The organism is Inquilinus sp. CA228 (assembly GCF_052078665.1).
In the GTDB taxonomy this organism is placed as follows: domain Bacteria; phylum Pseudomonadota; class Alphaproteobacteria; order DSM-16000; family Inquilinaceae; genus Inquilinus.
On sequence record NZ_JBQJIK010000011.1, the window covers coordinates 76664 to 88594 of the forward strand.

Below are 11931 nucleotides of genomic sequence, written 5' to 3' on the forward strand. Positions count from 1 at the left end.
GCTTCCCAGCCAAGGTGACGAGTGATGACGGACGGATCGGCAATCGGGCGGTTCGGCAGCGGGCGCGAGGTGCGGCGGATCGAGGATGCCGGGCTGCTGGCCGGCGCTGGCCGCTTCAGCGACGACATCTCCCTGCCCGGACAGGCCTATCTCGGCTTCCTGCGCTCGCCGCACCCGCATGCCCGGATCGTGTCGATCGACACCTCCGAGGCGCTGGCGATGCCCGGGGTCGTGGCCGCGCTGACCGGCGCCGACCTGGTTGCGGACGGGGTGAAGCCGCTGCCGCTGGCGCCAATCTTCAAGCGGCCGGACGGGTCGCCCGGCGCGTCGCCGCTGCGGCCGGCACTGGCGCATGAGGTCGTCCGCTTCGTCGGCGAGGCCGTGGTCGCGCTGGTGGCCGAGAGCCGCGCTGTGCTGAAGGACGCACTCGACGCCGTCGTGGTCGAGTATGACGAGCTTCCGGCCATCACCGGGGTGACTCAGGCGCTGGCGGCGGATGCGCCGCAGGTATGGCCGGCGGCGACCGGCAACATCGCCGCGCAGATGCGGCACGGCGATGCGGCGGCGACCGAGGCCGCCTTCCAGGCCGCCGCCCATATCGTCTCGCTCGACATCGTCAACCAACGGCTGGCACCGACGCCGATGGAGCCGCGCAGCTCCCAGGCCGATTACGACGCCGAGACCGACCGGCTGACGCTGCGCCTGTCGAGCCAGATGCCGTCCGGCGCGCGCGACACGCTGTGCGACGCCGTGCTCGGTATCCCGCGCGACAAGGTGCGGGTGGTGGTCGACGATGTCGGCGGCGGCTTCGGCATGAAGACCGGCCTCTATGCCGAGGACATCATGGTCGCCTATGCCGCGCGCAAGCTGCAGCGCCCGGTGAAATGGACCGCCGAGCGGATCGAGGAGTTCCTGGCCGCGACCCATGGCCGTGACGTCGAGAGCCGGGCCGAGCTGGCGCTGGACGAGACCGGCCGCGTGCTGGGCTACCGGGTGCGGTCGCACGCCAATGTCGGCGCCTACGCCACCACGGCGGGCATCATCATCCAGCTGATGATCGGCCCCTGGGTGTCGACCAGCATCTACGACATCCGCACCATCGACCTCGAATTCACCACCCTTCTGACCCATACGGCACCGACCGCCGCCTATCGCGGGGCGGGGCGGCCGGAGGCGATCTATCTCATCGAACGGCTGTTCGACGCCGCGGCGCGGCAGCTCGGCCTGGACCCGGTCGAGATCCGGCGCCGCAACCTCGTCCACCCCGAGCAGATGCCCTACACCAACGCCATGGGGCAGACCTATGACAGCGGCAGGTTCGGCTCGATCATCGACCAGGCCGTGGGCCTCGCCGACTGGGACGGCTTTGCCGCGCGCGAGGCCGAGTCCCGGGCCCGCGGCAAGCTGCGTGGCCGCGGCCTGGCCTCGTTCCTGGAATGGACCGGCGGCAACGTGTTCGAGGAGCGGGTGACGGTCCAGGTCTCGGGCGACGGCGGCATCGAGGTGTATGCCGCGACCATGCCGATGGGGCAGGGGATCGCGACCTCCTACGCCCAGCTGGTGGTCGACGTGTTCGGCGTGCCGATCGACAAGATCCGCATCGTCATGGGCGACACCGACCGCGGCCAGGGCTTCGGCAGCGCAGGGTCGCGCTCGCTGTTCACCGCCGGCTCGGCGATCCGCCACGCCTCCGAGCGCGCGGTCGACACCGGACGCGAGCTGGCCGGCGACGCGCTGGAGGCCGCGGCGGCCGACATCGAATATGCCGAGGGCATGTTCCGGATCGCCGGCACCGACCGCGGCATCGGCCTGTTCGAGCTCGCCGACCGCCAGCCCGACCGCCGCATCTTCATCGACGCCACCAGCACGGTGAAAGGGCCGAGCTGGCCGAATGGCTGCCACATCTGCGAGGTCGAGCTGGACCCCGAGACCGGCACCGTCGACATCGTCTCCTACGTCTCGGCCAATGATGTCGGCCGGGTGGTCAACCCGATGATCGTGCGCGGCCAGCTCGATGGCGGCGCGGTCCAGGGCATCGGCCAGGCGCTGGGCGAGCACATGGTCTACGACCCGGAGACCGGGCAGGTCATGACCGCCACGTTGATGGATTACGGCGTGCCGCGGGCCGACGTCATCCGCAGCTTCGTCCATGTGCTCGACGAATCGACGCCGTGCCTGAACAATCCGCTCGGCGTGAAGGGCGTGGGCGAGCTCGGCACGATCGGCGCCACCCCGGCCGTGGTCAACGCCGTCGCCGATGCCCTGGTGCGCGCCGGCCACGGCGCGGCCGCCGACCGCCTCCAGATGCCTCTGACCCCGGCGACGGTGTGGGAGGCGCTGCGGTAGGGCGGTAGCCTCAGCCCGCCAGCGCCTGCGCCGCCTCCAGCTTGCCGTTGGCCTCCAGCCAGGCTTCCTCGGCGGCGTCCAGCTTGCTCTGCACGTCGTGCGCCGCGATCTGCTGCTCGGTCGCTGCCGCGGGGTTGCTGTAGAGGGCGGTGTCGGCCAGCTTCGCCTCGATCGCCTTCTTCTCCCGCTCCAGCCCCTGGATCCGCTTCTCGATCTCGCGGATCGCCTGGCGCAGCGGCGCCAGCTGGGCCCGGGCCTCGGCGGCGGCGCGGCGCTGTTCCTTGCGGTCGGCCTGGCTCAGCTTCTCCGCCTGCCGCCCGGCGCGCTCCTGCCGGCGCTGCTCGCCCAAGAGGCGGCGGTAGTCGTCGAGGTCGCCCTCGAAGGGGCTGACCGCGCCGTCCTTGACCAGCAGCAGCCGGTCGGCCGTCAGCTCGATCAGATGCGGGTCGTGGGTGATCAGCACCACGGCGCCGTCATACTCGTTCAGCGCCTGCACCAGCGCCTGGCGGCTGTCGACGTCGAGGTGGTTGGTCGGCTCATCGAGCAGCAGCAGATGCGGCGCCTCGCGCGCCATCAGGGCCAGCAGCAGCCGCGCCTTCTCGCCGCCCGACATGTCGCCGATCCGGGTCTCCGACCGGCGCTGGACGAAGCCGAAGCGGCCGAGATGGGCGCGGATCTTCTCGTCGGTCGAATTCGGCATCACCCGCCGCGCCTGGGCGATGGCGTTCAGCGACAGGTCCAGCTCCTCCGCCTGGTGCTGGGCGAAATAGCCGACCTTGAGCTTGTTGGACTTGCGCAGTTGCCCGGCCATCGGCTGCAGCCGTCCGGCGAACAGCTTGACCAGGGTCGATTTGCCGTTGCCGTTGGCGCCCAGGAGCGCGATGCGGTCGTCCATGTCGATCCGCAGGTCGAGATTCTTCAGGACCGGGCGCTCGTCATAGCCGACGGTCACCTTGTCCAGCACCAGGATCGGCGGCGCCAGCTCCTCCGGCGGCGGGAAGTCGAAGCTGATCGACTGGCCCTCGACCAGGGCCACGATCGGCTCCATCTTCTCCAGCGCCTTGACCCGGCTCTGCGCCTGGCGGGCCTTGGTGGCCTTGGCCTTGAACCGGTCGATGAAGCTCTGCATGTGGGCGCGCTGGGCGATCTGGCGCTTCTGCAGCGCCGCCAGATGTTCCAGCCGCATGCGGCGGGTCTGCTCGAACTGGTCGTAGCCGCCGGTATAGGCGGTCAGCTTCGCGTTCTCGAGATGGATCGTCGTGTCGACCACGCGGTTCAGCAGGTCGCGGTCGTGGCTGACCATCAGGATGGTGTGTGGGTAGGATTTCAGCCAGGTCTCGAGCCACAGCGTGGCCTCGAGGTCGAGATGGTTGGTGGGCTCGTCGAGAAGAAGCAGATCGGGCTGGAGGAACAGCGTCGCCGCCAGGGCGACGCGCATGCGCATGCCGCCCGACAGGTCGCCGACCGGCTGGCCTTGGGCCTCCGTGTCGAAGCCGAGGCCGGCCAGGATGGTGGCGGCGCGGGCCGGGGCGGTGTGGGCGTCGATATCGGCCAGGCGGGTGTGGATCTCGCCGATCCGGTCCGGATCCTCGGCGGTCTCCGCCTCCTCCATCAGGCTGGCGCGCTCGGTGTCGGCGGCCAGCACGGTGTCGAGCAGGCTGGCCGGCCCTTCCGGCGCGTCCTGGGCCACGCTGGCCATGCGCCAGCGCCCGGGATAGCTGATCTGGCCGCCGTCGAGCCCGATTTCCTTGCGGATCGCGCGCAGCAGCGTCGACTTGCCGGTGCCGTTGTGGCCGACGAGGCCCGCCTTGTGCCCGGCCGCGACCGACACCGAGGCGGAGTCGAGCAGCACGCGGCCGGCGATGCGGATGGTGATGTCCTGGATCTGAAGCATGGCGGCGGGGTCATAGCACGACCGGGCCGGATTCGGGTCTGCGGATTCGGCTTCGGTTGCCGGATCGGGGCGGCCCGTCTATAAGGCCGCGCAATTCCGATCGCCAACGCCTGAAAAATCGAGGATCCAATGGCCGAGCGCACCCTCTCCATCATCAAGCCGGACGCCACCCGCCGCAACCTGACCGGCAAGGTCAACGCCAAGTTCGAGGACGCCGGCCTGCGCATCGTCGCGCAGAAGCGGATCCAGCTGAGCCGCGCCCAGGCCGAGGCCTTCTACGGAGTGCACAAGGAGCGGCCGTTCTTCAACGACCTCTGCGCCTTCATGATCTCGGGCCCGGTCGTGGTCCAGGTGCTGGAGGGCGACAACGCCGTGGCCCGCAACCGCGAGGTGATGGGCGCCACCAACCCGGCCAACGCCGCCCCGGGCACCATCCGCAAGGAGTTCGCGGAATCGATCGAGGCGAACTCGGTGCACGGCTCCGATTCGGCCGAGAACGCGGCGATCGAGATCGCCTTCTTCTTCGCCGGCACCGAGATCGTCGGCTGATCCGAAGCGCTTTTGGCCCTCCTCGCTGCGGCGGGGAGGGCGGATGCCGCCTTCCGGGCAACAAAAAAGGCCGGTCCCTGGGGACCGGCCTTTTTCGCGCCGATGGCGAAAATCAGAGCAGGAACAGCGCCATGCCGATCAGCAGGATGGCGATGGCGACAATGCCCCAGGTGCTGAAGCGCACGAAGCTGGCATACATCTGCTTGCGCGAGGCCAGCAGCTCATCGGGAACCTGATTCGTGCCTTCGCTGGCCATCGCGCCCATCCTCGTCACGCTTTCGTATGTTTGCGATCGAGGCACCATTTACGGGTGGCCCCCGGCCTTGTCCAGTGAAATAGGGTTTAATTGTCGCAGCGTCGAGTTGGACTTTGTGACAATTATCACAATGGGTTGCGGATCGCGCCTGCGGCGGCGTCCGCACCGGTGATCCGGACCCGTCCGTCCTCGATCCGGACCCGCCCTTCGGCGACCCAGCGCAGCGCCAGCGGATAGCAGCGATGCTCCTCGACCAGGATGCGCGCGGCGAGGCTTTCGGCGTCGTCGCCGTCGAGCACCGGCACCGCCGCCTGGACCAGGATCGGCCCGTCATCGACCACCGGGCGCACGATGTGCACGGTGCAGCCGGCGAGCTTTACGCCTGCCGCCAGAGCCCGCTCATGCGTGTGCAGCCCCGGGAAGGCCGGCAGCAGCGAGGGGTGGATGTTGAGGATGCGGTCGTGCCAGCGGCCGACGAAATCGGCGCTCAGCACCCGCATGAAGCCGGCCAGGCAGACCAGCTCGACCCCGGCGGCGCGCAGCGCCTCGTCCATCGCCGCCTCGAAGGCCGCCTTGGAGGGGTGGGCCTTGCGCTCGACCGTGGCGGTGGCGAGGCCGCGGCCCGCCGCGACGGCCAGCCCGCCGGCGCCGGGGATGTCGGACAGCACCAGCGCGATCTCGGCCGGGAAGTCGGGCGCGGCGCAGGCCTCGGCCAGGGCCGCCATGTTGCTGCCCCGGCCCGATATAAGAACTCCAACCTTCAGACGGCCCATGCCGCCTCCGTGCCGGCGATGGCCACGGAATGCCCGGCATCGGCGACGACCCGGCCGATCCGGCGGACGGTCTCGCCCTGGCCGGCCAGGATGGCCGACACCGCGTCCGCCCGGTCCGGCGCCACGATCAACACCATGCCGATGCCGCAGTTGTAGGTGCGGGCCAGCTCGGCCGCGTTGAGGCTGCCCTGCGCCTTCAGCCAGCGGAACACCGGGGGCAGGGGCCAGGCCCCGGCGTCGAGGGCGACGCCCAGCCCGTCCGGCAGCACCCGCGGGATGTTCTCGGTCAGCCCGCCGCCGGTGATGTGCGCCAGGGCGTGGACGCCGCCGGCGCGGATCGCGGCCAGGCTGCTCTTTACATAGATCCGGGTCGGGGTCAGGAAGGCCTCGCCGACCGTGGTGTCGTTGGCGAAGGGCGCCGGCGCGTCCCAGGCCAGCCCCGCCTCGGCGACGGTGCGGCGGACCAGCGAGTAGCCGTTGGAATGGACGCCGGTCGAGGCCAGGCCGAGCACCACGTCACCGTCGCGCACGTCGCGGCCGGTCAGGGCCTGTTCGCGCTCGACCGCGCCGACGGCGAAGCCGGCTAGGTCGTAGTCGCCGGCGGCGTACATGCCCGGCATCTCCGCCGTCTCGCCGCCGATCAGGGCGCAGCCGGCCTGGCGGCAGCCCTCGGTGATGCCGCGCAGCACGCCGACGCCGACCGAGCGGTCGAGCCTGCCGGAGGCGAAATAGTCGAGGAAGAACAGTGGCTCGGCGCCCTGCACCACCAGGTCGTTGACGCACATGGCGACGAGGTCGATGCCGACCGTGTCGTGCCGGCCGGTCTCGATCGCCACCTTCAGCTTGGTGCCGACGCCGTCGGTCGCCGCGACCAGGATCGGGTCGCGGAAGCCGGCGGCCTTCGGGTCGAACAGCGCGCCGAAGCCGCCCAGGCCTTCCATCATGCCGCTGCGGCGCGTGCTCTCGGCCAACGGCTTGATGTCGCCGACGAAGGCCTCGCCCTCGGCGATGTTGACGCCGGCCCGGGCGTAGGCATCGGAGCTGTCCTTGGGGTCGACCGGCGGGCACATGATGACCTCGCAGAGAGGGGTGCTATATAAAGGCGGATTATCCGTGCGGATGGGCGCGGACCATAGCGAAACCGGAAGGCATTGCAATGATGCTTCGCATCGGATCGACCCTGGCTCTGGCGGCCGCTCTCCTCTGCGCCGGGCTGGCGCCGGTGCGTGCCCAGACCCCGGGCGGAGCGCCGATCGCGGGCAGCGCCTCGGGCTATTCGGTGGACAATGTCGCGGTCGAGGCCAGCGCCGGGAACGCGACCGAGGCCCGCGCCAAGGCCTTCGCCCAGGGTCCGCGCAAGGGGCTGCAGCAGCTGCTGCAGCAGATCGGCGCCGATCCGGCCCGCGTCTCCGGCATGTCCGACGCCGATGTCGAGCGGCTGGTGCAGAGCTTCCAGGTCAAGTCCGAGCAGGCCTCGCCCGGCCACTACGCCGCCACCCTGGCCTACACCTTCCGCAGCTCCGGCGTGCAGCAGTTGCTGGCCGGTGGCGGCGCCGCGCCGCCGGTCACCGCGACCGCCCCCGGCACGGTGCCCGGGACTCTGCCGCAGCCGGATTTCCAGGCGCGGGGATCGGTCACCGTCACCGTGCCGATCGCGGCACCGGCCGACTGGTACGACGTGCAGGGCCGGCTGACCCGCCTCGGCGGCGTGGTCTCGTCCTCCCTGGTCAGCCTGTCGGCGCGGCAGGCGGTGCTGGAGCTGCGCTTCCCCGGCGACCAGACCCAGCTCAACCAGATCCTGTCGCAGCAGGGCCTGACGGTGCAGCAGGGCGCCGCGGCGCTGGAGCTGCACCGCACCGGCGGGATGTAGCCCCGGCGTGACCACACTCTTGCCATCGAGGTCTGGCCCTTTGCGCCGCATGGTCCGATACCTGCCGAACCTGCTCAGCCTGGCCCGCCTGGTCGTCGCCCCGATCACCATCTGGCTGATCCTGGACGGCCGGCTGGTCACGGCCTTCTGGATGTTCTCGGCGGCGGCGCTGACCGATGCGATCGACGGCATCCTGGCCCGCTGGCTGCAGGCGCGCACGGCGCTGGGCAGCTATCTCGACCCGATCGCCGACAAGTCGCTGCTGGTCGGCACCTATCTGGCCCTGACCTGGACGGCGGAGCTGCCGGTCTGGCTGGTAGTGCTGGTGGTGGCGCGCGACATCGGCCTGGTGCTGGGCGTGGTGGTGCTGCACTTCGCCGGCCGCGGCACCCGCTCGCTGACCCCGTCGATGATCAGCAAGCTGAACACGGTGATGCAGATCGCGCTGGTGGTGCTGGTGATGGCGGCGCCCGGGCTGGATGTCGACGCCAGTGGCGTCATCGCGGTCCTGGTCTGGATCGTGGCCGGGACCACCACACTGTCGGCGGTCGGCTATCTGCGCGAGACCGTCCGCCGCTTCTTCACCCCAGCCGGGGCGCCCGCGTGAACGGCTCCACCCAAATCCGCTTCTGGCTGATCGGCTTCGTCGTCTTCTGCCTCCTGGTGTGGCTGCTGAGCGGCGTGCTGGCGCCTTTCGTCACCGGCATGATCATCGCCTATCTGCTGGACCCGGCCTGCGACCGGCTGCAGCGGCTGGGCATGCCGCGCTGGCTGGCGACCACGGTGCTGCTGCTGCTGTTCGTGATCCTGGCGATCCTGGCGGTGCTGATCGTGGTGCCGATCCTGATCACCCAGGTCACCGGGCTGATCTCGGCGGTGCCGGACTATGTGGCCCGGGCGACGGCGCGGCTGCAGCCGCTGATCGCCGATCTGCGCCACCGCGTGTCGGCGGCGAACTTCACCGAGATCCAAAAGGCGGTCAGCCAATATGCCGGCAACGCCGTGTCCTGGATCGGCACGGTGCTGGGCAGCCTGTGGCAGGGCGGCATGGCGCTGATCGACCTGCTGTCGCTGGTCTTCATCACCCCGGTGGTCGCCTTCTACATGCTGCGCGACTGGGACCATATGGTCGAGGTGATCGACCACAACCTGCCGGTGGCGCAGCGCGAGACCATCCGCGGCCTCGGGCGCGAGGTGAACTACACTCTGTCGCGCTTCATCCGCGGGCAGCTGATCGTCTGCCTGCTGCTGGGGCTGTTCTATGCCATCGCCCTGACCATCGTCGGGCTGAATTTCGGCCTGCTGGTCGGGCTGATGACCGGCATCCTGTCGATCATTCCCTATGTCGGCTCGCTGGTCGGCCTGATCAGCTCGATGGGCATCGCGTTCGTGCAATATGACGACTGGACGATGTGGGTGCTGGTGCTGGGCATCTTCCTGCTCGGCCAGTTCCTGGAGGGGAACTTCGTCACTCCGAAGCTGGTCGGCGAATCCGTCGGCCTGCACCCGGTCTGGGTGATCTTCGCGCTGCTCGCCGCCGGCAGCCTGTTCGGGTTCACCGGGGTGATGCTGGCGGTGCCGATGGCCGCCGTGATCGGCGTGCTGACGCGGTTCGCCCTGCACCGCTACCGCCAGAGCGCGCTGTACCGGCAGCCGCCCGCCGATCCGCCGGACATGGACATCCCCACCGTCTCATGAGCAGAAGCACCGGAGAGGTGGCGCAGTTCGTCTTCGACCTGTCGCTGCCCCCCGCTTTGGGGCCTGAAGACTTCATCGTCGCCGACAGCAACCGCGAGGCCACGGGCTGGATCGCGCGCTGGCCGGGCTGGCCGGGGCCGGTCCTGGCCCTGCACGGCGCCCCGGGGGCGGGGAAGAGCCATCTGCTCGGCATCTGGGCGCAGCGCGCCGGTGCCCGGATCCTGGCCGGGGGAGCGCTGGCCGCGGCCGATCCGGCCGAGCTCGCCGCCGCCGGAGCGGTGGCGCTGGACGATGCCGACTGGGTGGCGGGCGATGCGGCGGCGGAGCGGGCGCTGTTCCACCTGCACAACCTGCTGAAGGAGGCCGGCGGGTTCCTGCTGCTGGCGGCGCGCGAGCCGCCGGCGCGCTGGCCGGTGGCGCTGCCGGATCTCGCCTCGCGGCTGAAGGCGGCGCCGGCCGTCGGGCTCGGCGAGCCCGACGACGTGCTGCTGGCCCAGGTGCTGGCCAAGCTGTTCGCCGATCGCCAGCTCGCGATCGGGCCGGAGATCGTGCAGGCGATGCTGGCGCGGATGGAGCGCAGCTTCGCCGAGGCGCGCCGGCTGGTGGCCGAGATCGACGCCGCCAGCCTGGCCCAGGGCCGCTCGATCACCCTGCCGCTGGTGCGCTCGATCCTGGCGGAGCAGGGCTAGGCGACGCTGTCGATGTACCGGAAGGTGATCGGCGACAGGCGGGCGCCGGGGAAGCGGTGCAGCCCGGCGCGGCCGATCAGCCAGACATGGAAGAGGGGGCCCAGCAGCCGGCGGATGGCGGGGTCGAGCACGTCGAGCCCGCCGGTGTAGGCGCCGAAGGCCGGCAGCACCAGCCGGTGCTCGTCGGCGACGAAGCAGCGCCCGGTCACCCGCCCGGCGCGGCCGCTGACCGCCGCCTTGGGATGGGAGTGGCCGGAGATCTCGCCGGCAGCTCCCGGCGCGGCGGCGTGGCGGCAGACCAGGCCGTCGACCTGCAGCTCCTCGGCCCGGTCGCCGGGCAGCGACCGCGGCAGGTCCGGATCGTGATTGCCCAGCACCCAGATCCAGTCGCGCCCGCGCGCCAGCCGGGTCAGGGTCGCCAGGTCGTCGGCGGCGAGTCGATCCGCCCCCGCCGAATCATGGAAGCTGTCGCCCAGCGCCACCACGGCCGCCGGATCCAGCCGGTCGATCGCGGCGCCCAGCCGGGCCAGGGTCGCGGTGCTGTCATAGGGCGGCAGCAGGCGGTGCGACCGCCGGGCCAGCGCCGTCGCCTTCTCCAGATGCAGGTCGGCGACCAGCAGCCAGCGCCGTTCCGGCCACCACAGCACGCCCGACGGGTCGGGGCGGAAGGCGTGGTCGCGGAGCGGGATGGTGCGCGTCGGCATGACTCCGGTCTAGGCGTCCGGCCCGCCGCCGGCAATGGTTTTGTTCGACTTCTGTTCCACTCAAGCTCCGGGCGGTTGCCGGGGCTCCAGGATCGCACCGATCTCCGTCGCCTTGCGGTGGCCCAGCCAGAACAGCCCGGAGGCGAGCCCGACGAACAGGACGAGGAAGACCCAGAGCGCGGTCGCCATGTAGTCGTACATCGGATCGGTGGCGGCCGGGCGGATCATCAGCAGCCCCAGCACCAGGATGAACAGCACGAAGCCGATGACGCTGAGATTGACGGCATAGGTGTGCCAGGTCGCCAGCCGCCGGTACTCGATCCGGCATTCGACGATGGCGCGCTTCTGCGCCTCGTCGCCGGCGAAGCGGTTCAGCTCGATCTTCTGGCGCAGCGCCAGCAGGTCGCGCAGCCACTGGCTGAGCTGGATGTAGAAGAAGCTGCCGACGAGGCCGGCCAGGGTCAGCAGCGGGCTGAGCAGCGACAGCGGGTTGGTCATGGCCGGCCCTCCCGGCTCAGCGCGTCGAGCAGGGCCAGGATCGACTCGGCCGTGATCGAGAACCAGGTCAGGGTGGGCGAGGAGGGCTTCTTCGCCGGCGGTGCCGGCCGGTCGCCCCTGGTGATCGCCGCGGCGACCGTGTCGTAGAGGGTGACGAGCTCATCGTAGCCGCCGCGTGACAGGCTGAGCTCGAAGCGCTGCACCTGGGCCCGGCCGGCGTCGGCGGCGGCGCGGGCGTCGGCTTCGATACGCTCCAGCACCTGGCGCAACTCGACCCGGGCAGCGGCCCGCCACTGCGCGGTGCGGCGGGCGCGCAGCAGCCGTGCCAGGTATTGCGCCCGCGGCAGGCCGAGCTGGTAGCGGGCATAGATCCGGTTCGCATCCGGCTGCTCGTCGCTGTGCAGCGTGTCGTAGAATCGGGCGATCCAGGCCTCGGCCTGCTGCCCCTGGCTCTCATGGCGGCGCTCGCCCAGCACCCATTCGCTGACCAGGTCGAGGCACAGCGCCTCGTAGCCGGACTCGATCCGCGCCCGGCTGGCCGGCGAGGCGTCGATCGCCAGCGCCGCCTTGGCCCGGGCCAGGCGATCCCGTCCGTCCGCATCCTCCGCCATCACATCCCCCCGATTCCGCCGCGCGGACCGATCCTAGCGAATC

The 11931-nt window shown here is 70.8% G+C and carries 13 protein-coding genes; 6 read left to right on the forward strand and 7 right to left on the reverse strand.

Features of this window, described 5'->3' with window-relative positions; translation table 11 throughout:
* Positions 1-24: 24 nt before the first annotated feature.
* On the forward strand, positions 25-2346 hold the full coding sequence (locus ACTOWL_RS07380) for a xanthine dehydrogenase family protein molybdopterin-binding subunit (RefSeq protein ID WP_441320554.1): 2322 nt from the start codon (positions 25-27) through the stop codon (positions 2344-2346).
* Between the two features lie 10 nt (positions 2347-2356).
* Here the strand turns inward: ACTOWL_RS07380 and ACTOWL_RS07385 are convergent, their stop codons facing one another.
* The gene (locus ACTOWL_RS07385; RefSeq protein ID WP_441320555.1) at positions 2357-4240 is read right to left on the reverse strand and encodes an ABC-F family ATP-binding cassette domain-containing protein; all 1884 of its coding nucleotides are present in this window, start codon (positions 4238-4240) and stop codon (positions 2357-2359) included.
* Between the two features lie 129 nt (positions 4241-4369).
* Here ACTOWL_RS07385 and ndk point away from each other — a divergent pair, with 129 nt between their 5' ends.
* Positions 4370-4789, forward strand: a complete 420-nt coding sequence (ndk, locus tag ACTOWL_RS07390) for a nucleoside-diphosphate kinase (RefSeq protein WP_441320556.1) — start codon at positions 4370-4372, stop codon at positions 4787-4789.
* A gap of 112 nt (positions 4790-4901) precedes the next feature.
* On the opposite strand, the gene ACTOWL_RS07395 is transcribed toward ndk, so the two are convergent.
* The 3 genes from ACTOWL_RS07395 to purM all read right to left on the reverse strand — a co-directional run bounded on the left by ACTOWL_RS07395 (position 4902) and on the right by purM (position 6888).
* Positions 4902-5045, reverse strand: a complete 144-nt coding sequence (locus ACTOWL_RS07395) for an aa3-type cytochrome c oxidase subunit IV (protein WP_441320557.1) — start codon at positions 5043-5045, stop codon at positions 4902-4904.
* 125 nt (positions 5046-5170) lie between these two features.
* Positions 5171-5818: a phosphoribosylglycinamide formyltransferase gene (gene purN, locus ACTOWL_RS07400; RefSeq protein WP_441320558.1), complete on the reverse strand. Its 648-nt coding sequence runs from the start codon at positions 5816-5818 to the stop codon at positions 5171-5173.
* The gene (gene purM / locus ACTOWL_RS07405; RefSeq protein WP_441320559.1) at positions 5806-6888 is read right to left on the reverse strand and encodes a phosphoribosylformylglycinamidine cyclo-ligase; all 1083 of its coding nucleotides are present in this window, start codon (positions 6886-6888) and stop codon (positions 5806-5808) included. The genes purN and purM overlap by 13 nt, the downstream gene beginning before the upstream one ends.
* A gap of 86 nt (positions 6889-6974) precedes the next feature.
* Between purM and ACTOWL_RS07410 the strand changes: the two genes are divergently transcribed.
* The 4 genes from ACTOWL_RS07410 to ACTOWL_RS07425 are packed head-to-tail and all read left to right on the forward strand — an operon-like array spanning position 6975 to position 10075.
* Positions 6975-7688 carry a hypothetical protein gene (locus ACTOWL_RS07410; RefSeq protein ID WP_441320560.1) on the forward strand — a complete coding sequence of 238 codons (714 nt, stop codon included), beginning with the start codon at positions 6975-6977 and terminating at the stop codon, positions 7686-7688.
* A gap of 49 nt (positions 7689-7737) precedes the next feature.
* Positions 7738-8295 carry a CDP-alcohol phosphatidyltransferase family protein gene (locus tag ACTOWL_RS07415; protein ID WP_441320561.1) on the forward strand — a complete coding sequence of 186 codons (558 nt, stop codon included), beginning with the start codon at positions 7738-7740 and terminating at the stop codon, positions 8293-8295.
* Positions 8292-9386, forward strand: coding sequence for an AI-2E family transporter (locus ACTOWL_RS07420; RefSeq protein WP_441320562.1), 1095 nt, complete (start codon positions 8292-8294; stop codon positions 9384-9386). The genes ACTOWL_RS07415 and ACTOWL_RS07420 overlap by 4 nt, the downstream gene beginning before the upstream one ends.
* Positions 9383-10075: an HdaA/DnaA family protein gene (locus tag ACTOWL_RS07425; RefSeq protein ID WP_441320563.1), complete on the forward strand. Its 693-nt coding sequence runs from the start codon at positions 9383-9385 to the stop codon at positions 10073-10075. The genes ACTOWL_RS07420 and ACTOWL_RS07425 overlap by 4 nt, the downstream gene beginning before the upstream one ends.
* Here the strand turns inward: ACTOWL_RS07425 and pdeM are convergent.
* From pdeM to ACTOWL_RS07440, 3 genes are read right to left on the reverse strand one after another with little or no spacing between them, the layout of a single operon-like run.
* The gene (gene pdeM / locus ACTOWL_RS07430; RefSeq protein ID WP_441320564.1) at positions 10072-10779 is read right to left on the reverse strand and encodes a ligase-associated DNA damage response endonuclease PdeM; all 708 of its coding nucleotides are present in this window, start codon (positions 10777-10779) and stop codon (positions 10072-10074) included. The genes ACTOWL_RS07425 and pdeM overlap by 4 nt on opposite strands.
* Positions 10780-10839: 60 nt before the next feature.
* Positions 10840-11277: a hypothetical protein gene (locus ACTOWL_RS07435; protein ID WP_441320565.1), complete on the reverse strand. Its 438-nt coding sequence runs from the start codon at positions 11275-11277 to the stop codon at positions 10840-10842.
* Positions 11274-11888, reverse strand: a complete 615-nt coding sequence (locus ACTOWL_RS07440; RefSeq protein ID WP_441320566.1) for a hypothetical protein — start codon at positions 11886-11888, stop codon at positions 11274-11276. Before ACTOWL_RS07440 ends, ACTOWL_RS07435 begins: the two co-directional genes overlap by 4 nt.
* Between the last annotated feature and the right edge of the window lie 43 nt (positions 11889-11931).